This window comes from Pseudomonas sp. FSL R10-1339 (assembly GCF_009600545.1).
Lineage (GTDB): Bacteria > Pseudomonadota > Gammaproteobacteria > Pseudomonadales > Pseudomonadaceae > Aquipseudomonas > Aquipseudomonas bubulae.
In genome coordinates this window covers 45234-70104 of sequence record NZ_WIVQ01000005.1, presented here as the reverse complement: position 1 = coordinate 70104, position 24871 = coordinate 45234, and the positions used below count along the sequence as shown (strand labels likewise).

18 protein-coding genes and 1 tRNA gene are annotated in these 24871 nt (G+C 58.3%); 4 read left to right on the top strand and 15 right to left on the bottom strand.

Translation table 11 applies throughout. The annotated features are described in order from the left end of the window. Positions 1 to 54: 54 nt before the first annotated feature. On the top strand, positions 55 to 1860 hold the full coding sequence (locus GHO03_RS03415; RefSeq protein ID WP_094999913.1) for a phenylacyl-CoA dehydrogenase: 1806 nt from the start codon (positions 55 to 57) through the stop codon (positions 1858 to 1860). Between the two features lie 253 nt (positions 1861 to 2113). Next, positions 2114 to 3892 (top strand): acyl-CoA dehydrogenase C-terminal domain-containing protein, encoded by a 1779-nt coding sequence (locus GHO03_RS03410; protein ID WP_094999914.1) that lies wholly within the window; start codon positions 2114 to 2116, stop codon positions 3890 to 3892. Between the two features lie 343 nt (positions 3893 to 4235). Here GHO03_RS03410 and GHO03_RS03405 read toward each other — a convergent pair whose 3' ends face one another. Next, positions 4236 to 5135, bottom strand: coding sequence for a LysR family transcriptional regulator (locus GHO03_RS03405; RefSeq protein ID WP_094999915.1), 900 nt, complete (start codon positions 5133 to 5135; stop codon positions 4236 to 4238). A gap of 217 nt (positions 5136 to 5352) precedes the next feature. Here GHO03_RS03405 and GHO03_RS03400 point away from each other — a divergent pair, with 217 nt between their 5' ends. Beyond that, positions 5353 to 6636, top strand: a complete 1284-nt coding sequence (locus tag GHO03_RS03400) for an aspartate aminotransferase family protein (RefSeq protein ID WP_095020444.1) — start codon at positions 5353 to 5355, stop codon at positions 6634 to 6636. A gap of 186 nt (positions 6637 to 6822) precedes the next feature. Beyond that, positions 6823 to 6981 carry a YqaE/Pmp3 family membrane protein gene (locus GHO03_RS03395; protein ID WP_004419451.1) on the top strand — a complete coding sequence of 53 codons (159 nt, stop codon included), beginning with the start codon at positions 6823 to 6825 and terminating at the stop codon, positions 6979 to 6981. A 17-nt stretch (positions 6982 to 6998) separates the two neighbouring features. On the opposite strand, the gene GHO03_RS03390 is transcribed toward GHO03_RS03395, so the two are convergent. The 14 genes from GHO03_RS03390 to rpoD all read right to left on the bottom strand — a co-directional run bounded on the left by GHO03_RS03390 (position 6999) and on the right by rpoD (position 24812). Then, positions 6999 to 8831, bottom strand: a complete 1833-nt coding sequence (locus GHO03_RS03390) for a S9 family peptidase (RefSeq protein ID WP_153399149.1) — start codon at positions 8829 to 8831, stop codon at positions 6999 to 7001. Next, positions 8797 to 9942, bottom strand: coding sequence for a pyrroloquinoline quinone biosynthesis protein PqqE (gene pqqE, locus GHO03_RS03385; protein ID WP_153327691.1), 1146 nt, complete (start codon positions 9940 to 9942; stop codon positions 8797 to 8799). The genes GHO03_RS03390 and pqqE overlap by 35 nt, the downstream gene beginning before the upstream one ends. Continuing rightward, positions 9935 to 10210, bottom strand: coding sequence for a pyrroloquinoline quinone biosynthesis peptide chaperone PqqD (gene pqqD, locus GHO03_RS03380; protein ID WP_094999919.1), 276 nt, complete (start codon positions 10208 to 10210; stop codon positions 9935 to 9937). Before pqqD ends, pqqE begins: the two co-directional genes overlap by 8 nt. Further along, positions 10207 to 10959: a pyrroloquinoline-quinone synthase PqqC gene (pqqC, locus tag GHO03_RS03375; RefSeq protein ID WP_016782463.1), complete on the bottom strand. Its 753-nt coding sequence runs from the start codon at positions 10957 to 10959 to the stop codon at positions 10207 to 10209. The genes pqqD and pqqC overlap by 4 nt, the downstream gene beginning before the upstream one ends. Before the next feature lie 78 nt (positions 10960 to 11037). Continuing rightward, complete coding sequence (gene pqqB / locus GHO03_RS03370) at positions 11038 to 11949, bottom strand: pyrroloquinoline quinone biosynthesis protein PqqB (protein WP_048361138.1); 912 nt, start codon at positions 11947 to 11949, stop codon at positions 11038 to 11040. An 82-nt stretch (positions 11950 to 12031) separates the two neighbouring features. Further along, positions 12032 to 12106 (bottom strand): pyrroloquinoline quinone precursor peptide PqqA, encoded by a 75-nt coding sequence (pqqA, locus tag GHO03_RS03365; protein ID WP_003444522.1) that lies wholly within the window; start codon positions 12104 to 12106, stop codon positions 12032 to 12034. A 152-nt stretch (positions 12107 to 12258) separates the two neighbouring features. Continuing rightward, the gene (pqqF, locus tag GHO03_RS03360; RefSeq protein ID WP_153327689.1) at positions 12259 to 14697 is read right to left on the bottom strand and encodes a pyrroloquinoline quinone biosynthesis protein PqqF; all 2439 of its coding nucleotides are present in this window, start codon (positions 14695 to 14697) and stop codon (positions 12259 to 12261) included. Positions 14698 to 14736: 39 nt separating this feature from the next. Continuing rightward, positions 14737 to 15531: a carbon-nitrogen hydrolase family protein gene (locus GHO03_RS03355; protein WP_153399147.1), complete on the bottom strand. Its 795-nt coding sequence runs from the start codon at positions 15529 to 15531 to the stop codon at positions 14737 to 14739. 135 nt (positions 15532 to 15666) lie between these two features. Continuing rightward, entirely contained in the window at positions 15667 to 17349 is a 1683-nt protein-coding gene (locus tag GHO03_RS03350; RefSeq protein WP_095023270.1) for an NAD(P)/FAD-dependent oxidoreductase, read from the bottom strand. Between the two features lie 150 nt (positions 17350 to 17499). Continuing rightward, positions 17500 to 17952 (bottom strand): Lrp/AsnC family transcriptional regulator, encoded by a 453-nt coding sequence (locus GHO03_RS03345; RefSeq protein ID WP_095025314.1) that lies wholly within the window; start codon positions 17950 to 17952, stop codon positions 17500 to 17502. 32 nt (positions 17953 to 17984) lie between these two features. Further along, complete coding sequence (locus GHO03_RS03340) at positions 17985 to 19151, bottom strand: Fic family protein (RefSeq protein WP_153399144.1); 1167 nt, start codon at positions 19149 to 19151, stop codon at positions 17985 to 17987. Positions 19152 to 19383: 232 nt separating this feature from the next. Beyond that, positions 19384 to 19460, bottom strand: a tRNA-Ile gene (locus GHO03_RS03335). Positions 19461 to 19490: 30 nt separating this feature from the next. Continuing rightward, the gene (locus GHO03_RS03330) at positions 19491 to 22847 is read right to left on the bottom strand and encodes a bifunctional diguanylate cyclase/phosphodiesterase (RefSeq protein ID WP_094999984.1); all 3357 of its coding nucleotides are present in this window, start codon (positions 22845 to 22847) and stop codon (positions 19491 to 19493) included. A gap of 117 nt (positions 22848 to 22964) precedes the next feature. Continuing rightward, positions 22965 to 24812 carry an RNA polymerase sigma factor RpoD gene (gene rpoD, locus GHO03_RS03325; protein ID WP_094999924.1) on the bottom strand — a complete coding sequence of 616 codons (1848 nt, stop codon included), beginning with the start codon at positions 24810 to 24812 and terminating at the stop codon, positions 22965 to 22967. Between the last annotated feature and the right edge of the window lie 59 nt (positions 24813 to 24871).

The following is a 24871-nucleotide window of genomic DNA, read 5'->3' as shown; positions in this document are numbered from 1 at the left end:
TAACAAATCCACGCGGTTGTTCATCCCCGGTTTCATCAGCAGAGGTTTATCGCTATGCCTGACTACAAGGCCCCCTTGCGTGATATTCGCTTCGTTCGTGACGAACTGCTCGGTTACGAAGCGCACTATCAGAGCCTGCCGGCTTGCCAGGACGCCACTCCAGATATGGTTGACGCCATTCTTGAAGAAGGCGCCAAGTTTTGTGAGCAGGTGCTGGCACCTCTGAACCGCGTGGGTGACATCGAAGGCTGCACCTGGAGCGAAACCGGGGTTAAAACCCCTACAGGCTTCAAAGAAGCCTACAAACAATTCGTTGAAGGCGGCTGGCCGAGCCTGGCTCACGACGTAGAGCACGGTGGTCAAGGCCTGCCGGAATCGCTGGGTCTGGCCGTGAGCGAAATGGTCGGTGCAGCCAACTGGTCGTGGGGCATGTACCCTGGCCTGTCCCATGGTGCGATGAACACCATCTCCGAGCACGGCACCCCCGAGCAGCAAGAGACCTACCTGACCAAGCTGGTGACCGGCGAATGGACCGGCACCATGTGCCTGACCGAATCGCACTGCGGTACTGACCTGGGCCTGCTGCGCACCAAGGCTGAACCTCAGGCTGACGGTTCCTACAAGATTTCCGGCACCAAGATCTTTATCTCGGCCGGTGAACACGATATGGCCGATAACATCGTGCACATCGTGCTGGCTCGCCTGCCGGATGCACCGGCTGGCACCAAAGGCATTTCGCTGTTTATCGTGCCCAAGTTCAACGCCAACGCCGATGGCAGCATCGGTGAGCGCAACGCCGTGTCCTGTGGCTCGCTTGAGCACAAAATGGGCATCCACGGTAACGCCACCTGCGTGATGAACTTCGACGGCGCCACCGGCTACCTGATCGGCCCGCCGAACAAAGGCCTGAACTGCATGTTCACCTTTATGAACACCGCACGTCTGGGCACCGCGCTGCAAGGCCTGTCCCACGCTGAAATCGCCTTCCAGGGCGGCCTGAAATACGCTCGTGACCGTCTGCAGATGCGTTCGTTGACCGGCCCGAAGGCGCCTGAAAAGGCGGCTGACCCGATCATCGTTCACCCGGACGTACGTCGCATGCTGTTGACCACCAAGGCATTCGCCGAAGGCAACCGTGCGATGGTGTACTTCACCGCCAAGCAAGTCGACATCGTCAAATACGGCGTTGATGAAGAAGAGAAGAAGAAAGCTGACGCACTGCTGGCCTTCATGACACCGATCGCCAAAGCCTTTATGACTGAAGTCGGTTTTGAGTCCGCCAACCACGGCGTGCAAATCTACGGCGGCCACGGCTTTATCGCCGAGTGGGGCATGGAGCAGAACGTTCGCGACAGCCGCATTTCGATGCTGTACGAAGGCACCACCGGCATCCAGGCACTCGACCTGCTGGGCCGTAAAGTGCTGATGACCCAGGGCGAGGCGCTCAAGGGCTTCACCAAGATCGTGCACAAGTTCTGCCAGAGCAACGAAGGCAACGACGTACTCAACGAGTTCGTCACGCCACTGGCTGCGCTGAACAAGGAATGGGGCGAGCTGACCATGAAGGTCGGTATGGCCGCGATGAAAGACCGTGAAGAAGTGGGTGCGGCCTCGGTCGACTACCTGATGTACTCCGGTTATGCCTGCCTGGCTTACTTCTGGGCTGACATGGCGCGCCTGGCAGCTGAAAAGCTGGCGGCCGGCACGTCCGAAGAAGCGTTCTATAAAGCCAAGCTGCAAACGGCCCGCTTCTACTTCCAGCGCATCCTGCCGCGTACCCGCGCGCACGTTGCCACCATGCTGTCGGGCGCTGCCAACCTGATGGACATGAAAGAAGAAGACTTCGACCTGGGCTACTAAGCCTCGGCGGGTCATCTTGCAAAGCCGCTTCTCCTTTTGGGGAGGCGGCTTTTTTAGTTTTGGTGCGCCTTAACTTTCTGTGGGAGCGAGCCTGCTCGCGAAAGCCCTCGCGAGCAGGCTCGCTCCCACATCAGATATGCTCTCGACCAAAACATATACATTAGTCACAGCATGACCCTATGTATCGCTATCGTCGTTAAGCTAGACTGGGTCCTACATTAATAATCGCCGTTTACAGATTACGAGGTTTGCCATGGCTGACTACAAAGCGCCCCTGCGCGATATGCGCTTCGTCCTCAATGAAGTCTTTGAGGTCGCCAAGCTCTGGGCGCAATTGCCTGCGTTGGCAGAGACCGTAGATGCTGAAACGGTTGAAGCCATTCTCGAAGAAGCGGGTAAGGTCACCGCGAAAAGCATCGCGCCGCTGAGCCGCAGTGGTGATGAGGAAGGCTGCCACTGGGACAATGGTGCAGTGACCACCCCGGCCGGTTTTGTCGATGCCTATCGCACCTACGCCGAAGGCGGTTGGGTGGGAGTGGGCGGCGACCCGCAGTTCGGCGGCATGGGCATGCCCAAGGCTGTGTCGGCCCAGGTCGAAGAGATGATCAACTCCTCCAGCCTGTCGTTCGGCCTGTACCCGATGTTGACCGCCGGCGCCTGTGTGTCGATCAACGCGCACGCCAGCGAAGCATTGAAAACGACCTATTTGCCGAATATGTACTCGGGTGTGTGGGCGGGTTCCATGTGTTTGACCGAGCCCCATGCGGGTACTGATCTGGGGATTATTCGGACAAAAGCCGAGCCTCAGGTGGATGGTTCCTACAAAGTCAGCGGCACCAAGATTTTCATCACCGGTGGTGAGCACGACCTGACCGAAAACATTATCCATCTGGTACTGGCCAAATTGCCGGACGCGCCTGCGGGGCCTAAAGGCATCTCGCTGTTTCTGGTGCCCAAGTTCATGGTCAATGCCGATGGCAGCCTGGGTGAGCGCAACCCGGTGACCTGCGGCTCTATCGAGCACAAGATGGGTATTCAGGCTTCGGCCACCTGTGTGATGAACTTCGATGAAGCTGTCGGCTACCTGGTGGGAGAGCCCAACCGTGGCTTGGCCGCCATGTTCACCATGATGAACTATGAGCGTCTGGGCGTTGGCATCCAGGGCCTGGCTTCGGGTGAGCGTTCGTATCAGAACGCCGTGGAATATGCCCGCGATCGCTTGCAGGGACGCGCTGCAACAGGCGCAGTGGCCAAGGATAAAGTGGCGGACCCGATCATCGTTCACGCCGACGTCCGACGCATGCTGCTGACCATGAAGGCCTCGAACGAAGGCGGTCGGGCCTTCTCTACTTATGTTGCCAACCAGCTGGATATCGCCAAGTTCAGTGAAGACCCGGCAGCCCGTGAGCGCGCCGATGGCCTGGTGGCTTTGCTGACCCCGGTGGCCAAGGCCTTCCTGACTGATCTGGGCCTGGAAACCACCGTGCATGGCCAACAGGTGTTCGGCGGCCACGGCTATATTCGCGAGTGGGGCCAGGAGCAGTTGGTGCGTGATGTGCGCATCACGCAAATCTACGAAGGCACCAACGGTATCCAGGCGCTGGATCTGGTGGGGCGCAAGATCGTTGGCAACCACGGGGCTTACTACCGCCAGTTTGCTGATGAAATCCGTCAGTTCATCGCCACCGCCAACAGCGACCTGAACGAGTTTACCCAGCCACTGGCGGCGGCTTTGGACACACTTGACCAGTTGACAGCCTGGGTACTGGACCGTTCGCAAAACAACCCGAACGAGATCGGCGCAGCCTCCGTTGAGTATCTGCAGGTTTTTGGTTACACAACGTATGCGTACATGTGGGCGTTGATGGCCAGGGCCGCGTTGGGTAAAGAGGCCGATGAAGCCTTCTATGCCAGCAAGCTGGGCACGGCACGCTTCTATTTCGCCCGTTTGCTGCCGCGTATCCACTCGCTGAGCGCGTCGGTCAAGGCGGGTAGCGAGTCGCTTTACCTGCTGGACGAAGCACACTTTTAACCTGTTTAGTGTTTTGTAAGCATTTGCTTACATTACATGCTGACAATCTCCCATATCGGCAGATTGGATCCAGGGGTAATCTACTTTCCATGGACGTAGAGCAGGAAGCTCAAAGCAACAACACGGACACGTAGGATTCTGCCAGGATGGCGGAGTGAAAAGGATGTCAGGGAAACAGTCTGCAAAACCCCGCCTCGGCGGGGTTTTCTTTTTTGTGCGTCAGAATTTTCTCGATTTCCCAGTTCCTGTGGGAGCGGGCTCGCTCGCGACCGCATCACCACGGTCTTCCTGGAGCACCGAGTCGCCTGAGTCGCGAGCAAGCCCGCTCCCACAAGGTGGTCAGCTACAGCGCCCCTTCATCGCCCTGCATCACATCTTCAAGCAACGTGCGCAGCAGTCCCAAAGTGGCTTGCTGGCGTTGCACATCGCGACACACCAGCCCCACTTGCAGCGGTACCCGTGGCTCGCTCAGCGGCTTCCACAGCAGCGCCTTGTCGTCGTGTTGATGACGCGAGCGCCCTGGCAAGACAGTGGCCAGCTTGCTATGGGGCAGGCTGTCGAGGATCCCCGCCATGGTGTTGAGCTCGGCCTGCACCTGCGGGCGACGGCCCAGATTGGCCAGCTGGGCTTGCCAGATCTGGCGCACCTGAAACTCCTCCCCCAGCAGCAACATCGGCAGCTCTGCCGCCTGGCTCAAGGACACTTTCTTGAATTCGCGCAACGGATGATCGGCCGGGATCACCAGTTGCAGTTCGTCTTCGTAAAGCATCATGGCGTGCAGCCCAGGCTGGCGTGGCGGCAGGTAACTGATGCCAATGTCGAGTGAACCATTCAGCAGGCGCCGTTCGATCTCTATGCCCGTGAGCTCGTAGATCTGTACCACCAAATGGGGTTGGGCCTGACGTACACGCTCCAGCATCTGCGGCACCAGGCTGGTATGCACAGTTTGCAATACACCGATGGCAATGGTGCGCAGGGCCTGGCCCTGAAAGTTGTGCAGAGCCTCTTTGGCCCGCTGCAATCCGTCGAGCAAGGGCAGCGCGTGGTTGTACAGCGTGTGTGCTGCCAAAGTAGGCAGCAGGCGCTTGCTGCTGCGCTCGAACAGGCTCACATCAAGGTTGTGTTCGAGCTGACGGATCTGCTGGGAGAGGGCTGGCTGCGAGATGCAAAGCCGCTCGGCGGCACGGCCCACATGGCCTTCTTCATAGACCGCGACGAAATAACGCAGTTGCTTGAAATCCATAAGTAATACTTATCGAAAATGCTTAAAAAACGAAATGGCTCAACGGCCTGCCGGCGCCTAGTCTACGCCCATTCCACAAGGCTCATCGAGCCAGAGATGCTGATAGGCAACGGCGTTTTACATAGGCAGGACAATAAACCCGAGCAGAGGTTTACCTTTCCCATGAAGCGTCGGCGGTTGCAAATCGAATCTGTTTATGGTCACAAGGTCCGCGTGCATGAACCTGTTTAACCTGCGTCGCCATTCCCCCAGCCTCGAAGAAATGGCCGCCCACTCTGCGCCATCCAAAGCTGGCAACCACCCGTCCCGAGACTGCCTGATGCCCTGCGTTGAGCGTGAAGCCCAAGTGTTTGTGCGCGGCCAGGGCTCATGGATGTGGGACAGCGACAGCCGTGCGTATCTGGATTTTACCCAGGGCAGTGCGGCCAACAGCCTGGGCCACAGCCCGGCGGTGCTGGTCAAGGCAATGACCGAGCAGGCGCAATCATTGCTAAACCCGGGTGCAGGTTTTTTAAACCGCGGGATGTTGAACCTGGCGCAGCGCTTGTGTGAAAGCACCGGTAGTGATCAGGTGCATTTGCTCAACACCGGCGCTGAGGCCAATGAAGGTGCGATCAAGCTGGCACGCAAATGGGGCCAGCTGCATCGCGGTGGCGCCCATCGGATCATCACGGCCAGCCGCAGCTGCCACGGTCGCAGCTTTGGCGCGATGTCGGCTTCGGGCGGCGCTTCTGTGGATAACCGCTTCGAGCCACAGTTGCCGGGCTTTATCAATGTACCGTTCAACGATTTGCCGGCGCTGCATGCGGCAGTCGATGCGCAGACCGTGGCCATCATGCTGGAGCCGGTACAAAGCGAAGCCGGGGTGATTCCGGCGACTGAGCACTACCTCAAGGGTGTTGAACGCTTGTGTCGCGAGCTGGGCATTTTGCTGATCCTGGATGAAGTGCAGACCGGCGTGGGGCGTTGCGGCACCTTGCTGGCAGAACAGAATTACGGTATTCGCGCCGACATCATCACGTTAGGCAAGGGCCTGGGTGGCGGTGTACCAGTGGCTGCATTGCTGGCTCGGGGTAAGGCCTGTTGCCTGGAGCCCGGCGAGCTGGGCGGTACCCATCATGGCAATGCCTTGATGAGCGCAGCGGGGTTGGCGGTGCTGGACACGGTGCTGGACAAGGGCTTTCTGCAGCAGGTTCGCGACGCGGGGCAACATCTGCGCGAGGGGCTGGGCAGGTTGGCAAATAGTTATGCACAGGGCGAATTGCGCGGCCAGGGTCTGCTTTGGGGTCTGACCTTGTCGGATAACTCGGCAGACGCTGTGGTCAAGGCGGCGTTGTATGAGGGCTTGCTGATCAGCGCCCCGCAGCCCGACTGCCTGCGTTTTACCCCGGCCCTGTGTGTGAGCAAGGGCAATATCGATGAAATGCTGCTGCGTCTGGCCCGGGCGTTTTCCCGGGTTCGAACGGCGCAATTGCAGTGCCGTCGCGGGGTTGCCGTCTGATTGCAGCCGTTACACAGAATTTAAAGAACCGTCTCGCGGTATAACGCATCGCCCCGTGCCTGATTTCTTCGGTACGGGGCGTTTTTTTTTGTCTGTGGATAAGTTCAGTCTGAACCTTTGGCTTGCGCCTGGAGTCGATTAGAAGCAGGGCCATTTCTGGCCCGCCACTATCAGGGAGCTGCGCATATGGATCTTATTAAAATCATCTTTGCCATTCTGCTTCCACCGCTGGGTGTGTTTATGCAGGTGGGTTTTGCCGGTGCGTTCTGGCTGAATATTCTGCTGACCCTGTGCGGCTATATCCCGGGCATCGTGCATGCGGTGTGGATTATCGCCAAGCGGTAAACAGGCAGCGACTACAGTTATGTATCGGCCTGCATCACCTGGCTATAAAACAACCATTCCTGTTCCAGTGCATGGGCCTGGTTACTGGCCTTGCGAAAGCCGTGGCGTTCGTCCGGGTAGTAATGAGCCTGGGCCGGGATGCCGTTGTATTGCAGGGCCTGGAGCATGTCGCGGGTTTGTTGCGGCACCACTACAGCGTCCAGCTCACCCTGGAAGAAAATAACCGGCACGCTGATCTGGTTGGCGTACAGCAACGGAGTGCGCGCTGCATAGCGTTCAGCGTCGCGCTCCGGATCGCCAATCAGCCAGTCAAGGTAGTCACCTTCAAACTTGTGGGTGGACCGCGTCAGCGCAATCGGGTCGCTGACCCCGTACAGGCTGGCACCCGCCCGGAACACTTTATGGAATGCCAGCGCGCACAAGGTGGTGTAACCCCCCGCGCTGCCGCCACGAATAAACGCACGGCGGGGAGCAATCAGATCTTGTTCGGTGAGATAACTGACCACCGCGCAGGCATCTTCGACATCCACCACGCCCCAATTCAAATGCAAGGCTTGACGATACTCACGGCCATAGCCGGTGCTGCCGCGATAGTTGAGGTCAGCCACGGCAAAGCCGCGCTGGGTCCAGTATTGAATGCGCGGGTCGAGCATCGGGTAACAGGCCGAAGTCGGACCGCCGTGGATAAATACCAGCAGCGGCGGTTTTTTTTCGCCGTTCATAGCCGGGTAGAAAAAACCGTGGGCATGGCCCGTTCCAGAGGGATAACGCAGAGTTCTCGGGCGGCTGATACGTTCGGGGGGCAGCGGTGCAATGCCACCTGCCAGTACCTCGACCTTATGCTCGGCACGGCAGATACGGATCACGGCTGAAGGGCGTATCGGCGATGCTGCGATGCAGTAGATAAATGCCTCATCCAATGCCAGGCTGCGAAAATGGCTGTAGTCACCGGTGAAGTCTTCGAGGTTGCCGTAAGCTGTGCGGATGCCCAGTCGCCCGAAGCCGTCCTCGGTCCAACTGGCCAGATAGGCCTGCTCTCCCAGTGGCACAAAGGTGCTGGTGCCCAGTTGCCAAGGGGCCGGGGCGTGATCGGCGCGCGCGCTGGGCGCGGGTACCAGGCCTTCGCCAGATTCGGCCCAGGGCTGCCAGAAACCTGCGCGGTCGGTCAGGCAATGGAGCCGGTTATGTTCGTCGAAACGCGGCTGTTGCAGCGATTCCTCATCAAGATCACCGGCCAGGCATTGCGCGGTGTTCCAGCGCCCGGCGGTTTGGCCTTCGGCCAGCATCAGACGGGTAGAGGTCCACGGCTGGTGTGGACGGCTCCATTCAACCCAGGCCAGGCGCTGGCCGTCAGGGCTCAGCGCCGGTGCGCCGTAGAAGTCGGCACCTTCAGCCAGGATCTGACGTTCAAGGGTGTCCAGGTCGATGCTGACCAGTCGGTGTTGGTCGCCGGTTTCTTCGATTGCCAGCACCTGCCCGCCGGCAAACTGCACGCCGCCGTAGCGGCATTCACCTTGGGTCAGTGCCTGCGGGGCGCTACCTTCCAGTGGTTGCAGATACAGCTGCTGATCGGTTTCGTTGACGAACACCACGGCGTTATCGCTCAGGCAAAACCCGCCACCGCCGTACTCATAGACCCGGCTGCGTGCGCTGAAACCGGCGGGCGTCAGGCAGTGGGCCTGGCCATCGCGCCAGTGCCAGATGCGCGAGGCCGCATCCTGTGGACGATATTCGTTCCAGAACAGGCCTTGCGGGCCGACTCGCAATTCTGCGAAATCAACCCCGGCGGCTACGGCGAGTGCGGCGCTGAAGGGCTCAGCTTTTGGCGATAAGACGTGAGTTTCGTTCATTTCGGAAGGCCAATTGTTCGATGGTCTGGGTGGCGTGCTCGGCTTCTTCGCGCGCCTTGAGAATCAGGTTGTGTTGGGGCGATTTGCTGCACACCGGGTCCGCATTGCTGGCGTCCCCGGTGAGCATAAAGGCCTGGCAACGGCAGCCGCCGAAGTCCTTTTCTTTCTCGTCGCACGAGCGGCAGGGCTCGGGCATCCAGTCATAACCGCGAAAACGGTTGAAGCCAAACGAGTCGTACCAGATGTGCTGCATGCTGTGGTCACGCACATTGGGGAACTCGACCGGCATTTGTCGGGCACCATGACACGGCAGGGCCGTGCCGTCAGGTGTGACGGTCAAAAAGATGCTGCCCCAGCCGTTCATGCAGGCTTTTGGGCGTTCTTCGTAATAGTCCGGGGTAACGAAGATCAGCTTGCAGGGGTGACCCTCTGCTTCCAGTTTGGCCCGGTATTCGTTGGTGATGCGCTCAGCCCGTACCAGTTGCTCCTTGGTCGGCAGCAGGCCGACACGGTTGAGCTGGGCCCAGCCGTAGAACTGACAGGTGGCCAGCTCAACAAAGTCGGCTTCAAGGGCGATGCACAGCTCGATGATGCGGTCGATTTTGTCGATGTTGTGCCGATGGGTGACGAAGTTCAGCACCATCGGATAGCCGTGGGCCTTGACGGCCCTAGCCATTTCGAGCTTTTGCGCGAAGGCTTTTTTCGAGCCGGCCAGCAGGTTGTTGACCTGCTCGTCGCTGGCCTGGAAGCTGATCTGGATATGGTCCAGCCCGGCTTTTTTGAAGTCGCTGATCTTTTGCTCGGTCAGGCCGATGCCCGAGGTGATCAAGTTGGTATAGAAACCCAGCTTGCGCGCTTCGCCAATCAACTCGGCCAGATCCTGGCGCACCAGTGGCTCGCCACCGGAGAACCCCAGTTGCGCTGCACCCATCTCCCGCGCCTCGCGAAACACCTTGATCCACTGTTCGGTGCTCAGTTCTTTGCCCTGCTGGGCGAAGTCCAGCGGGTTGGAGCAATACGGACATTGTAACGGGCAGCGGTAGGTCAATTCAGCCAGCAGCCACAGCGGCAGGCCGACTTCAGGCTTGGGCGGGATACGGCTGTCAGGCAAGTTCGATCCAGTGCTCTGCACGAGCGACCTCCATAAATTGCTCGATATCTGCGCCGAGCTCGGGTACGCCGGGGAACTGTTTGTCCAGTTCGCCAATAATGGCCGCGACGTCGCGCTGGCCGTCGATCAGGCCGCCGATCAGGGCCGCGCTGTCATTGAGCTTGATCATGCCTTCGGGGTACAGCAACACATGGCCTTTTTGCGCGGGCTCGTACTGGTAACGATAGCCGGTGCGCCAGGTCGGAATTTTGCTGCGATCAAAGCTCATAGGGTGATTCCTTTGTGCCAGACACGTTGGCTGGTCACGCTGTGATAGGGCGGGCGGTCCAGCTCGTAGGCCATGGTCATGGCATCGAGCATGCTCCACAGGATATCGAGTTTGAACTGCAGGATTTCCAGCATGCGCTGCTGGCCTTCATAAGTAGTGTAGTGCTGCAGGGTGATTGCCAGCCCGTGCTCCACGTCGCGTCGGGCCTGGCCCAACCGGGTGCGGAAGTATTCGTAGCCGGCGGGGTCGATCCACGGGTAATGCTGGGGCCAGCTGTCGAGGCGCGACTGGTGGATTTGCGGCGCAAACATTTCGGTCAGCGAGCTGCTGGCGGCTTCTTCCCATGTAGCGCGGCGGGCGAAGTTGACGTAGGCATCCACGGCAAAACGAACGCCGGGCAGGACCAGCTCTTGAGAGCGCAGTTGATCCGGGTCCAGGCCAACCGCTTGACCGAGGCGCAGCCAGGCTTCGATGCCGCCGTCTTCACCGGGCGCGCCGTCGTGGTCGATCATGCGTTGAATCCACTCGCGGCGCACTTCACGGTCAGGGCAGTTGGCCAGGATCGCGGCATCCTTAAGCGGGATATTAACCTGGTAGTAGTAACGGTTGGCGACCCAGCCCTGGATCTGCTCGCGAGTCGCGCGGCCTTCGTACATTGCCACCTGATAGGGGTGGTAGATGTGGTAATACGCGCCTTTGGCCCGCAGGGCGGCCTCGAATTCGGCGGTAGAGAGTGGGGCTTGGGTCATCTGGTGCCTCCAAAAAAATGTGATGCCTTTGTAGCAGCTGCCGAAGGCTGCGTTCGGCAGCTGCTACAGATTCAGCTTTTACAATTCGATGCTCATGCCATCAAAGGCCACTTCAACCCCCCGGCGTACCAGTTCGGCACGCTCGGCGGAGTCTTCGTCGAGAATCGGGTTGGTGTTGTTGATGTGGATAAGCACTTTGCGCTGCTCGGGCAGTTGCTCAAGCACTTCGAGCATGCCACCGGGGCCGTTTTGCGCCAGATGGCCCATTTCGCGGCCGGTACGGGTGCCTACGCCGCGGCGCTGCATTTCGTCGTCGTCCCACATGGTGCCATCCACCAGCAGGCAGTCACTGCCCGCCATGATTTCCAGCAACGGCGCGTCAACCTTGCCCAGGCCTGGGGCATAGAACAATTTACCGCCCGTGCGCAGGTCTTCAACGATCAGGCCGATATTGTCGCCCGGGTGCGGGTCGAAGCGATGCGGCGAATACGGCGGCGCGGCACTGCGCAGGGGCAGCGGGCTGAAACGCAGGTTGGGGCAGGCCGGGATGGTGAACGAACCTTCCAGCTCGATGCGGTTCCAGTTCAGGCCACCATTCCAGTGCTTGAGCATGGTGAACAGCGGGAAACCGGTGCTCAGGTCTTCGTGGACCATGTCAGTGCACCAGACTTCGTGGGGGCAGCCTTCGCGCAGGCTCAGCAGGCCGGTGGTGTGGTCGATCTGGCTGTCCATCAGAATGATGGCGCTGATCCCGGTATCACGCAGGGCACGGCCCGGTTGCATCGGGGCGAAGTCCTGGAGTTGCGCGCGAATGTCGGGCGAGGTATTGCACAGCACCCAGTTCACGCCGTCGTCGGAGATCGCAATCGACGATTGGGTACGTGCCTTGGCGTTTAACGAACCATCACGAAAACCCGCGCAGTTGACGCAGTTGCAGTTCCACTGCGGGAAACCACCGCCAGCGGCGGAACCTAGAATCTGGACAAACATGGCGTGTTCTCTTGCAAATCTGGAAATAAAAACGCCCCGGCGAACCGAGGCGTTGGGTTGCTCTGCTCAGTGAAGAAGCAGATCAACGGCTAGCGAAGTACATGGTGACTTCAAAGCCAATACGCAGGTCGGTGTAAGCAGGTTTAGTCCAAGCCATAACATGACTCCTTCAGCGGGTGGGTGAGTAGTGTCTCTTGATTAGTCCAGCTCCCGAAGGAGATGTTCAAAAGCTTAGGTGGCTATGTTACTAAATTTGACGCTTTTTGAACGCCCAATGTCGAAGAAAGCCCTTTGCAGGGTTGGTAATTATCAGCTTCTTCCTGGATAAAACGTTTCAGTTACAGGGCCGGTAGCCACACATAACCAGCGGCTGTCAGGTTGTGTGGTTTGCTGTGCAGCCTTGAGTGTAGTGTCTTGATCCAGCGCCATAAGCGCAGTGTAGAGGGCTGTCAGGTAATCCGACGGGTGGCCTGCAAGCTTGCTTTGCCATAGCAATTCGCTGGCCTGGGACACGCTCAGGGCCTCGCTTGAGAATTGCTGTGCCAGGGCGGCGCGGGCCTGGGTGAAAGATGTTTCATCCAGTGCCGAGACCAGATTTGGCAAATCTACGAGGAAGTTACGGATGTGCTCAAAGATTTGTGCCGTGCTCGCGTGGGGCGATTGCACACCAAACAGCAGGCCGGTTTGGCCATTGATTTGGCGCAAGCCACTGAACACCGCGTATCCCAATTGCAGTTCAACCCGCAGGCGTTGATAGAACGGGGTTTGCGCCACTTGGGCAAGCAGACGCCAGGCAGCTTCGCCCGCCACTGTGGCCTCGGCGGCCGGGCAAAACAGCAGCAGTGCGTGTTCGCTGGAATCACAGGGTACTGTGTGCCAATGGCGCTCGACAGGATGCCCGGACTGAAGCGTCAGTTGCGCATCCGGGGTACCAGGCACCTTGTTCAGCACGGGGCCAATCAAGGCCTGTGTGGCAGATGGCAGGCCGACTGTCAGCCCGTCCCAGCGTGTTTCTGACCAATTGTGGGCCCCGTCACTTTCGCCAGCGGGCGGGCACAGTTCGGGCAGGCGCTTGAGCAGTTGGCGAATGGGCATCAACGTCGCCTCAGGGGGCGTGCCGGCTGATTGCCCGGTGCACGGGCTGGCGAGCGTACGCAGGGCGCTTTCCAGAATGGCGGGCATCGGCTCGTGGTAACCGTACATCTTCAGCAGCCAGTCATTGCCCAAAGCGTTGAGCGAAAGTTCGACACCAGCGTCACGAGCATCCTGGATCAACGGGCGCAGGCTGTTCTGCAGCGCAGGCATCGGGTTGTCGGCAGGTGTAGCGGGCAAACGCCAGCGCAGGTAAATCGCTGCTTCGCCGCTGAGGTTGGGTATTGCCGTGCTGAAACTCATGGCAGACACGTCGCGGCGACTGCGCAAACGATCCTGGGCAAAGGTGCGCAAACCACGGTGAGCGCTGGTTTGCCCGCGAATCAGGCCGGCACTCACCGGCTCCTTCGCTGCTTGCAGAAATGGATTGGGCGCTGGCAGTTGCCAGGCATGGTGCGATAACTGCATTGCCCCTGGCTGCAGCTGCCCCAGCACAACCTTGAGGGTTGTTACGCCTTGATCCGATAAGCCGGGCACATGTTGCTTGCAGTCACTTCGAGCAAGCTCCAGTGCGCCACTGATGTCTTGCTGGCGTTGTTGCAGCAGACAGAACTCTTCACGTAACGCGGGCCAGTCCTGTTGTGCGCGGAAGAACCCCAGCCAGTCATGGAAGGTGTCGCTGATTAGCGTGGCATGTTGGGCAATGGCGTTGGTTGCAGTGAACTCAATCTGTAGCAGTGCCTGGTCTTTGAAACAGTAGAGCGACGTGGCCTTAAGGGTGTCGATCAGTTGCTGCTGGCGTAACTGTGCGAACAGACCGCCGGCTTTGTCGGCATTGATCCAGTTGCACAGGAACTCCAGCGCCTTGTCAGACTCCGGCGGCAGCTGTTCCAGGGCAAACATCAGGCTCAGGCGCGAGCCGTCAATGTGTTGATAATGTCGCTGCTGACCGGTCATCAAGGCGGGTGCATCGGCCTGTTGCACGGCTTTGCCGGGGCGCAACACAGCGCTGCAGCGCTCGGCCAGGGTGCTCAGTTCACGGATTGCCGACGGGCCGCTCAGGCTCAAGGTCATTTGTCCGGCCTGATAAAAGGTCTGGTAGAAACCTTTCAGGGCTTGCTGAAAACCCGCGCGAGGTACTGGCAGGCTATAACGGTTACCGGCATGGAATGCGCGCAGTGGATGGGCCGGGTTCAATGGCTGGAACAGTTTGATCTCACGCTGTGCCGAAGGCTCACGGGCCCAGGCAATAAACTCGGCATGTAGCACTTCACGTTCGCGCAGTTGGTCAGGCAGAGTCATGCGCGGATGGGCGAGCATGTCGCACAAGCGTTCAAGACCCCCTTCGAAAGCACCCATGGGCAGTTCGAAAAAGAAGTCGGTATGCCGCTCGCAGGTTCTGGCATTGACCTGACCGCCGTGGCGCTGTACCCAGGCCATCAGGTTGTCTGCCGCCGGGAAGCGTGCGGTGCCCAGAAACAGCAAGTGTTCAAGGAAGTGCGCCAGGCCCGGCCAGGCCGCAGGCACATCATGGCTGCCTGCGGCGACCCTTAAAACGGCCGCGCAGCGCTTGAGGCGCGGCTCGTGGCGCACGCAGAGGGTCAGGCCGTTTTCAAGGGTCAGACGTTGGGTGTGAGGGTGGTTCAGCGCAGGCATGGGCACTTCCGGAACAGAGAAGCGCTCATGCTAGCGGATTTAGCCCTTGCTCAGCTCGCCATATAGCTCGGGCCGACGGTCTGCGAGGTAAAAGTTGCCGGTTTTTGCATCAGTGAGCTGTTGGCGTTGCAACGTTGCCACCAGCAGGGTCTCATCCTGTTCGGCCAGGGCAATCTGCTTGCCGTTGGGTGCGGCGATGCTGCTTTGGCCGCAGTAATGGATCTCGCCTTCATGGCCACAGTAGTTGGCGTAGGCTACATAGCAGTGGTTTTCGAAAGCGCGGCAACGCACGGTGACATCGGCGATGAACTCGAAGGGCACCATATTCGCGGTGGGTACCACAATCACTTCAGCTCCGGCCAGGACCAACCTGCGGGTGTTTTCCGGAAATTCGAGGTCGTAGCAGATCAGCAGGCCGAGCTTCCAGCCGTTGAGTTCAATGACCGGGAATGAGTCGGGGCCCTGGCTGAACATCGAGTGATCGAGTTCGCCGAACAGGTGAGTCTTGCGGTAGTTGCACAGACTTTTGCCGTGTGCGTCGATCAACTGTGCACTGTTGTAGATATGTCCGTCTGCACCGCGCTCGGGGTAGCCGTACACAATGGCCATGCCCGTGGCTTTGGCCAGTTTGGCAATTTGCAGTGCGGCGTCGCCGTCGTGGGCTTGTGCGAGTTCGGCTACGGCTTGCGCGCCGATGTTGTAGCCGGTGAGGAACATTTCGGGCAACACCAGCAGGTCAATGTTATCGGCTTGCTGGGCTGTTTCACGCAAACGCTGCAGATTGCCCGCAACATCCAAGGGCAGAGGCGGGCATTGGTAAAGGGCAATGCGCATGGGGTTCTCCTGGTGTTGACTGTTGGTGTGGGAGCGGGCTTGCTCGCGATGGCATCCACCCGATATGCCTGATGCACCGCGTTGCCTGAATCGCGAGCAAGCCCGCTCCCACTGGAATCAATTCACCCTGCGGAGTCAATCCGGCAGCGCAATCGGGCCAATTTCGTGGAACACATCTCCCGGCCCCGGGTTGGCCGCATGGGTGCTGCCGCCAAAGTGATGCATGATGCCCCAGACCGCGTTCAATGAAGTCTGCACCGCACCCTCAACCCAGGCCGGGGTCCACGACACGTCATCGCCGGCAATAAAGATCCCGCGTTGTTCTGCGGGCATGTCCTTTTGCATGAAGTGCGCATACATCCGCTGGTTGTAGCGGTAATGCCCCGGCAGTGCACCCTTGAAGGCGCCCAGGAAATGCGGGTCTGCCTCCCATGAAATGGTGATCGGGTCGCCGATGATGCGGCTGGCGATATCCACCTTCGGATAAATCTTTTTCAGCGAGTCGAGGGCCAGCTTCACGCGCTTTTCCACAGGGTGCGGGAGCATTTTCAGCGCATCGCTCATCCACGAGTACGACAGGCATATCACCCCCGGCTTGTCGTCGCCGTTGTCGAACAGGTAGGTGCCACGGGTCAGGCGGTCGGTCAGGGTCATGCTCATCAGGTCGCGGCCGGTTTCCGGGTCTTTGTCCTTCCAGAACGGGCGGTCGACCATGACAAAGGTTTTCGATGATTGCATGTAGCGCGTACGGTCAAGGGCCATCCACAGTTTCTGTGAGAACAGCGACTCTTCGCATTCGATCTGGGTGGTCAGTAGCCAGCTTTGACATGTGACCAGCACGGCTTCGTAGGGGCGTGTGACTCCGAGAATGTCAGTGACGGAAAACATCCCATCTTGTGTGCGTGAGATCGCCTTGACCCCGGTGCGAGGTGCGCCGTTGTGCAGCGAACTCAGGCTGGTGCCTGCAGGCCAATGGGCACAGCGTTCGGGGGCGTGGCGCCAGATTCCCAGTGGCACTTGCTCGACACCGCCAACGACCAGATGCTGATGGTCGTCGCAGTTGGTCATCACCACCCGGAAGATTTCCAGCATCGAGTTGGGGAAGTCCGAATCCCATCCGCCAGTACCGAAACCCACCTGGCCAAACACTTCGCGGTGCTGGAATGACAGTTTGGCAAAGGCCTTGGAGGTCGCGACGAAGTCGTAGAACGTGCGGTCGTCCCACAGAGGAACCAGCGTGTTCCACAGCTCTTTGAGGCGAGGGACGTCGCGGTCACGGATGGCTTGCTGAATATCGCCAAAGCGCGAACCTTCCTCCAGCGCATCGGCCCAGGCGTCGGCCACTTCCTGAAACAGGGCAGGCAGATCCGCCAGTTTTTGTGCGTAGAAGGTTTGGCCTTCGAGGTCGATAACCGTACTGCCGGAAGCTGGGGTCAGCGGGTTGGGGAAGGGTTTGGTCTCCAGCCCCAGCTTGTCGACATAGTGGTAAAACGCTGTTGACGACACTGGAAAGCGCATGCCGCCGAGCTCGGCAATCACCCCTTCACTGCCCTCAAAGGCTTGCGAGCGCAGGCGCCCACCCATTTTCGAGGCTTCATATACCACGGGTTTGAGGCCCAGCTTCATCAACTCGTAGGCCGCCACCATCCCGGCCATGCCAGCACCGACAATCGCTACCTCAGCGCCAAGTTTATGTGTGGGAATACTGCCCAGGCCAGCGGGGTGTTCGATCCAGTCATCGAAGGCAAACGGGAAGTCCGGGCCGAAGATGGTGACGGGTTTTTTACCGTCGACAGGGTGACGATTATTCTTGTTCATGGCTGACCTTGCTGGCGACCCAAGCTTTACCTTGAGTATAGAAAAAGACAGGCACCATGATAGGCAGCGCAGAACACGTAAATAAGACGCAAACTGTCGTCGTTATGACTTTTATTTAGTCAATATGACGAAGCGGCTAGTCGATGTGACTTATCCGCGATCAATTTTGCTGCTGAGGATGATTGAGGTGGTGGTTTTCTCGACGCCTTCGACACTGCCGATCTGATCGAGCAACTGGTCCAGCTGCTCGGGTGAATCGCTGCGCAGCCAAGCCACGTAATCGAATTCGCCACTGACTGCGCACAGTTGCTGCACCTGGGCCATCGCACTCAAGCGTCGCACCACGTCCTTGCCGGAGCGTGGCTGCACGGTAATCCCGACATAGGCCTGCAGGCCGCCATCAATCAGGCGCTGGCCCAAGCGAACCCCGTAGCCGGTAATCACCCCGGTTTTCTCCAGCCGCGCCAGGCGTGATGTCACGGTGGTGCGGGCAATCCCCAATTGGCGTGCCAGCATTGCCACGCTTTCCCGGGCATTGAGCTGCAAGGCCGCGATCAATTGACGGTCGATTTCATCCAGTGCAGGGGGGCGGGTGTCAGGCAAGGGTGGCTCCAGGGGCTGCGTGATTGTTGGTCTTAGTCGAGTTTGCTACTCAGTGTCTGGTCACCTTGGAGGCTGACGCCGTACTGAATTTGGTAGCGTGTGCTGCGCCCACTGCCAGGCAGGCGAGTGATGCAGCCTTTCGCAAGCAGGTCACCCAGGTGGCGGGTCGCGGTAGCCTTGGAGACTTTGGTCACGGCTTGGTATTGAGCGGCGTTTATACCGTTCTCGAAGCCGCGTTCGCCACCGTCGAGCAGGCGGTTCAGCACCTTGAGCTGTTCGGCTAGCAGGGCCTGGTTGCGGTGTAGTTGCCAGAAACGGGCCTTGCTCAATACTCGTTCAATCCGGGCAAGGGCCTGCTCCAGGCTTTTAAGCAGCGTGGCTAGAAACCACTGCAACCATGGAGTGATATCCAGTGTGCCTTTCTGGCTGGACTCCAGAATTCGGTAATAACCGGTGCGGTCATCAAGAATGCTGACTGACATGGCATAGAAGCGGATGGATTGCTGCTCACTCTGGGCCAATGCCAAATCGGTGAGCGTGCGAGTGAGGCGGCCGTTGCCGTCATCGAACGGATGCAAGGTAATGAACCAAAAGTGGGCAATGCCAGCACGTAGTAAAGGATCAAGGCTGACATCGATTCTGCTGCTCTCGAACCAAGTGAGGAAATCGCCCAGTTGCTCTTCCAGCCCGGCACGTGGTGGTGCTTCAAAATGCACGGTGGGGTGGTGGAGGGGCCCGGATACTACCTGCATGGGTTCTTCGCCGCGCAGCGTGCCAGTGTGCAGTGGGCGGGCCGACAGCTTGTCCTCGCCGGGGAACAGCCAGCAGTGCCACTTATAGAGGCGTTCAAGATCCAGCAAGCGTTGATGCGCACTTGTGGCATCGAACAACAATTGTGCCAAGCCTTCGGAGCGTGCAGTTGTGCGACCTGTTCCGGTCAGCCCCATGCGGCGAGCCAGGGATGAACGTACAGAGCCTGCATTCAGCTGTTCGCCCTCAATGGCTGATGAGGTAACGATGTTTTGCAGCATGGTGTCCAGGCTGTTGAGCGCTTCATTATCACTTCCGACAGCGCCAATCATCCCCAGCAAACGGCCCTGAGCCTGGGTACAGGCACGCAATAGCGGGTTAAGCATCTCAGCTTGCCAGCTAAAGTTTGGCCAGCCGGGCTGTTGCCAGATCCAGGGGGAATCGTTCATGGGCTTTACTCGTCTATGAGCCGATTAACGAATATATTCGGCTCATATAGTGAGCCGATAATGCCGGCAAATCGGCTCACTGTCTAACCTGGGATGCAGGGTGAGCCGACGAAAGGACTATAGAGCTGGCCTGTGGACGTTTTGTGGACGCAAACCGGTTTTCTAGGCGTTTTGAAAAGCAAAATCCCAAACCCCGGAAACACAAAAGCCGCGCAGTGCGCGGCTTTGAGTTTGGTGGGCCCAGTAGGACTCGAACCTACGACCAAGGGATTATGAGTCCCCTGCTCTAACCAACTGAGCTATAGGCCCTCAGTAGGTCGCGGATTATAACGATGGTTTCTAAGTAGTGCTATCCGAAAGATCTGAAATTGCCAGGTGAAGGAAAGTTGCTGCAAATTTTTCGGGAAGTAACGGCGGGCTGACGATCTCGCCCTGGATCAGTTCGCAACCTGCCTGCGCCAGGAAAATCTGTTGTTCCCGGTTTTGAACACCGTCGGCAATGATGGTGAAGTGCATGCTGTGCCCCAGCGCGATGATGGCATGCACGATGGCAGCATCATGGGGATCGTCGGGCAAGCCATGTACAAATGACGGGTCGATTTTCAACGTGTCCAACGGCAAGCGCTTCAGGTAACTGAGGGACGAGTTGCCAGTACCAAAATTGTCGATGGACAGTTTTACTCCCAGTTGTTTGAGCCGATGCAGGGCATCAAATGCCGCTTCGGTCTGGCCGGTGAGAAAAGTTTCGGTGATTTTCAGTTTCAGGCTCTCGGGTTTGAGCTTGCAGGTTTCGAGCAGTTGCTGGATGTGCGCCATCAGCCCCGGCTGGTGTAATTGGGCGCTGGCAAGGTTGACCGAGATGGGTCCAAAGGGCTTGTACAGTTGATTCCATGAGCACAGTTGCTGGCACGCACGCTCGAGCATCCAGTCACCAATTTGAATGATCATGCCGTTTTCTTCTGCCAGATGAATCAAGCGCTCATGTGAGATTCCTCCGAGTAGAGGGTGGTTCCAATGCAACAGTGCTTCGGCGCCAGCCAGCGTATGGTCGCGCAGACGGACTTTGGGCTGATACAGCAGTGAGACCTGGCCTCGCTCCAGGGCGCGGCGCAGTTCCTGGCCCAGAAGGATGCGGGCACTGGTCTGGGAGTTAAGGTCGTGGCTGTAACGTTCGACGCGATTGCGCCCTTTGAGTTTGGAGTGGTACATCGCGATATCGGCATTTTTGATCAGTGTGGCCACGTCGTCGCCATCATCCGGGTAGATGCTGATACCGACGCTGGCGCTGATAAACAGTTCGCTTTCGTCGGTCAGAAAGGGTTCGTTGAAGCTGTTCAGCAGCTTTTCGGCAATCTTCTGTGCATCTTCCGGGTGTTTGAGCCCAGGCAGCAGGACGATAAATTCATCGCCGCCAAGACGGGCGACCGTGTCGATGTCGCGCAATTGTTCGGTGAGGCGGGCTGCGATGCCCCTCAGCAACTGATCGCCCACAGGGTGCCCGAGGCTGTCATTGATGTTCTTGAAGCGATCAAGGTCCAGAAACAGCACCGCGCTATGTTGATCATTGCGCCGCTGATCGGAGAGTACCTGGCGCACCCGGCTTTCAAACAGCAAACGGTTGGGAAGGTTGGTCAGCGGGTCGTGGTGGGCCTGGTGATCAAGGCGTTCCTGGGCCAGTTTGAGGGTGGAAATATCAGAAAATACGGCGACGAAATGTGTCACCACATCATTGTTGTTGCGCACGGCGCTGATGGTCATCCAGCTAGGGTAGATTTCACCGTTTTTGCGTCTGTTGAAGATTTCGCCCTGCCAGTTGTCAGCGGTCGATAGCTGGTACCACATGGTTGCAAAGAACAGTTTGTCGTGTCGGCCAGACCCCAGCATGCGCGGCGTCTGGCCCAGGACTTCACTTTCGGAGTAACCGGTGATTTCGCCGAAGGCCCGGTTGACCGCGGTAATTTTTTGCTCGGGATCGGTAAAGATGATGCCTTCGGCCGTGCTCTCGAACACGGTGGCTGTTTGCAGAAGTTTTTCCTGCATCTGATGCCGTTCGGTAATGTCGTGGACGATGGTCAAAATGCAGTCGTCGGCGCCGATCAGCAACGGGTAGCTGGAGATTTCACAGAGGCGAACTTGCCCGTCCTTATGTCGGATATGGCAGGTGAAGTCGCGCACAAAGCCGTTTTTTTCCAGGACCGCAAGCAATTCACGGCGCTCATGGGGGTCGACCCACAATTGCAGTTCCAGGGTTGAGTGGTACAAGGCACTGGCACTGTCATAGCCGATGACCCGGCTGAAACCTTCGTTGATCTCGAGTATCAGGCCATCGCTTTGACGGCTCAGTAAAAGGCCGTCCAGCGATGCATGAAATGCTTTGGCAAACTTTTCTTCGGAAAGAAGCAAGGCTTCTTCAGTCTGCTTGGTTTCGCTGATATTGATCAGCAAGCCGCGAACCACGGCTTGCTGATTGTGGGTCGTGATACTGGCAATGTCCCGTAGCCAGAGGATGTTGCCCTCTGCGGTGATCACCCGATAGTCCAAGCTGTGATCGTGGCCTGCGCTGATCTCTTTTTTACGCCAGGCCTGGATTCTGGGCAGGTCATCGGGGTGAACGACCCGTTTCCAGAACCCCGGGCTTAGCCAGTCAGAGACTGGATAGCCGAGCAAGGCTTCGGCCTGGGGGGAGACATAGGTATAGGTGTCGTTGTCCAGCTGTGCTTCCCAGGCAATAGCCGAAAGGCTTTCAATCAACCCCTTGTAGTGATCCTCGCTGCTGCGCAGTTCCTGTTCGAGGGTTGTTCGCCGGGAAATCTCGGAGCTCAGGCGTCGGTTGATGCGGATGACTACGAACAAAATGATGATCAGCAGCAGTATGCCAGGCAGAACATAGAGCAGCAGGGTGCGCCACAGGGGTCGGTAATCGTTGATATCGCCTACCCAGTGCTGCTGAATGCGCTGGGTTTCACTCGGGCTTATATTGGCCAGCACCTTGTCCAGCAGTCCTAGCAGAACGGTCTGGTTTTTAGGAACGGCCATGGCCAATTGAAAGCGATACGGGGTTTCCCCGCTGACGTACAGGCCATCGAGCTTGAGCTGGCGCAAGCTCCATACGCTGGAAGCCAGATCACCCACCATGGCATCTACCTGGTCCGTGGCCAGAGCCTGCAACGCCGAGCTGACGTTAGGCAGGGCGACGATGTTGAGGTCAGGGTGTTGAGCGCGCAGCAATTCGTGGGGGGCGTAGTTTTCAATTACACCCACTCTGAGGCCGTAGAGTTCCTGGATATTTTTAGGTGCCGCGCCGCCCTTGTGGGCGAGGATGACAATGGGGAAGTCCAGATAGGGCCGGGTAAATGCCAGGCGTTTTTGCCGCTCGGGGGTCGACATGACGCCGGGTAGCCAGTCGAGTTTGCCTTCCTTGGTTTGCTCCAGGACTTCGCTCCAGCTTGACGCAGCGACTTGCTTGACGCTTACGCCCAACTGGTTGGTGATCAGGTTTACATAGTCGGCAGCGAGGCCTGTATAGGTGCCCTGTGCGTTGAGGAACTCAAAAGGCGGCCATGTGGTATCGATGCCGAGGAGCAGTTCGGGGTGCTCCTTGAGCCATTGCTGTTCTTCATCGGTGAACGTCAGGGCTTGGGCGCCAGAGGTCCAAACGAGAAGTGACAGAAGCAGGGTAGCCAGCAAGCGTGACATACGCATCCCTTCAATACACCTGGATGCATCCAGTGTAGTCGGGCTGTGGCAGAGGGGAGGGAGCAGGAGGTTTTTAGCTGTAAAGCAAAACCCCCGGCAGGGCCGGGGGGTTTGTTGTCACTCGTCGAGGAAGGAGCGCAAATGCTCGCTTCTCGTCGGGTGGCGCAGCTTGCGCAGCGCCTTGGCTTCGATCTGACGAATCCGCTCACGGGTAACGTCGAACTGTTTACCAACCTCCTCAAGGGTGTGGTCGGTATTCATGTCGATACCGAAACGCATGCGCAGTACCTTGGCTTCACGGGCTGTGAGGCCGCCGAGTACGTCGCGTGTCGCTTCTTTAAGGCTCTCAACGGTAGCAACATCGATTGGCGACTGCATGGTCGAGTCTTCGATGAAGTCACCCAGATGGGAGTCTTCGTCATCACCGATCGGGGTTTCCATGGAGATCGGCTCTTTAGCGATCTTCAATACCTTGCGGATTTTATCCTCAGGCATTTCCATGCGTTCGCCCAGCTCTTCCGGGGTCGGTTCACGGCCCATTTCCTGCAACATCTGACGGGAAATACGGTTGAGCTTGTTGATCGTCTCGATCATGTGCACCGGAATACGGATGGTGCGGGCCTGGTCGGCGATCGAGCGAGTGATCGCCTGACGGATCCACCAGGTGGCATAAGTCGAGAATTTGTAGCCGCGGCGGTATTCAAACTTGTCTACCGCTTTCATCAAGCCGATGTTGCCTTCCTGGATCAGATCGAGGAACTGCAGGCCACGGTTGGTGTACTTCTTGGCGATGGAGATCACCAGACGCAAGTTGGCTTCAACCATTTCTTTCTTCGCGCGGCGGGCCTTGGCCTCGCCGATCGACATGCGACGGTTGATGTCCTTGATCTCGGCAATCTTCAAGCCGGTTTCTGCTTCCAGAGCAGAGAGCTTTTGCTGGCAACGGATGATGTCCGGTTGCAGGCGACCAATGGCTTCAGCATATTTGCTTTTGCCTTTGGCCAGCGCATCGCTCCAGCTTTCGTCGACTTCGTTGCCCGGGAACAGGCGCAGGAAATCGGTGCGCGGCATGCGTGCATCACGTACACACAGCTGCATGATTGCGCGCTCTTGTGCACGCAGACGCTCCAGGGCGCTGCGAACACGCTCAACCAGGCCTTCGAATTGCTTCGGAACCAGTTTGATCGGCATGAACAGCTCAGCCAGTGCAACCAGCTCGGCAATTGCCTGCTTGCTGCCGCGACCGTGCTTTTTCAGGGCCTTGCGAGCGATTTCCATCTGATCGGAAACAGCGCCAAAGCGCTGGGCCGCGATGATCGGATCAGGGCCGCTTTCGACCTCTTCCTCGTCTTCGCCGGAATCTTCCTTGTCGTCCTCTTCGTCATCACCTTCGGCTTTCACCTTGGTGTCGACAGGAGGAGGTACTTCGGCTGCGGGCGGCGCAATACCGTCGTCCGGGTCGATATAACCGCTCAGAACGTCGGACAGGCGGCCACCTTCGGTGGTGACGCGAGTGTACTCGGAGAGAATATGGTCAACCGTGCCAGGGAAGTGCGCGATTGCGCCCATCACTTCACGGATGCCTTCTTCGATACGCTTGGCGATTTCGATTTCGCCTTCACGTGTCAGCAGTTCTACCGTGCCCATTTCACGCATATACATGCGCACAGGGTCGGTAGTACGACCAATGTCGGTCTCTACTGCCGCCAACGCTGCAGCCGCTTCTTCAGCTGCTGCTTCGTCGGTGTCGGCATCGGCCAACATAAGGGCGTCCGCATCCGGAGCACTCTCGTGTACGGGGATCCCCATGTCATTAATCATGCGGATGATGTCTTCCACTTGCTCCGGATCTGAAATATCTTCGGGCAGGTGGTCGTTGACCTCTGCGTAAGTCAGATACTTCTGCTCACGGCCGAGGGTGATCAACTCTTTGATACGAGACTGCTGTTGCGCTTTTCCGGACATAACACCCTATCCACTGAAGGTCTTGGCGGGCAAAAAACAAGCCGAGGATTATACCTTAG

Coding starts and splice junctions, on each gene's coding strand:
- GHO03_RS03415 (WP_094999913.1), top strand. CDS start 55: ATGCCTGACTACAAGGCCCCCTTGCGTGATATTCGCTTCGTTCGTGAC.
- GHO03_RS03410 (WP_094999914.1), top strand. CDS start 2,114: ATGGCTGACTACAAAGCGCCCCTGCGCGATATGCGCTTCGTCCTCAAT.
- GHO03_RS03405 (WP_094999915.1), bottom strand. CDS start 5,135: ATGGATTTCAAGCAACTGCGTTATTTCGTCGCGGTCTATGAAGAAGGC.
- GHO03_RS03400 (WP_095020444.1), top strand. CDS start 5,353: ATGAACCTGTTTAACCTGCGTCGCCATTCCCCCAGCCTCGAAGAAATG.
- GHO03_RS03395 (WP_004419451.1), top strand. CDS start 6,823: ATGGATCTTATTAAAATCATCTTTGCCATTCTGCTTCCACCGCTGGGT.
- GHO03_RS03390 (WP_153399149.1), bottom strand. CDS start 8,831: ATGAACGAAACTCACGTCTTATCGCCAAAAGCTGAGCCCTTCAGCGCC.
- pqqD (WP_094999919.1), bottom strand. CDS start 10,210: ATGAGCTTTGATCGCAGCAAAATTCCGACCTGGCGCACCGGCTATCGT.
- pqqC (WP_016782463.1), bottom strand. CDS start 10,959: ATGACCCAAGCCCCACTCTCTACCGCCGAATTCGAGGCCGCCCTGCGG.
- pqqB (WP_048361138.1), bottom strand. CDS start 11,949: ATGTTTGTCCAGATTCTAGGTTCCGCCGCTGGCGGTGGTTTCCCGCAG.
- pqqF (WP_153327689.1), bottom strand. CDS start 14,697: ATGCCTGCGCTGAACCACCCTCACACCCAACGTCTGACCCTTGAAAAC.
- GHO03_RS03355 (WP_153399147.1), bottom strand. CDS start 15,531: ATGCGCATTGCCCTTTACCAATGCCCGCCTCTGCCCTTGGATGTTGCG.
- GHO03_RS03350 (WP_095023270.1), bottom strand. CDS start 17,349: ATGAACAAGAATAATCGTCACCCTGTCGACGGTAAAAAACCCGTCACC.
- GHO03_RS03340 (WP_153399144.1), bottom strand. CDS start 19,151: ATGAACGATTCCCCCTGGATCTGGCAACAGCCCGGCTGGCCAAACTTT.
- GHO03_RS03330 (WP_094999984.1), bottom strand. CDS start 22,847: ATGTCACGCTTGCTGGCTACCCTGCTTCTGTCACTTCTCGTTTGGACC.
- rpoD (WP_094999924.1), bottom strand. CDS start 24,812: ATGTCCGGAAAAGCGCAACAGCAGTCTCGTATCAAAGAGTTGATCACC.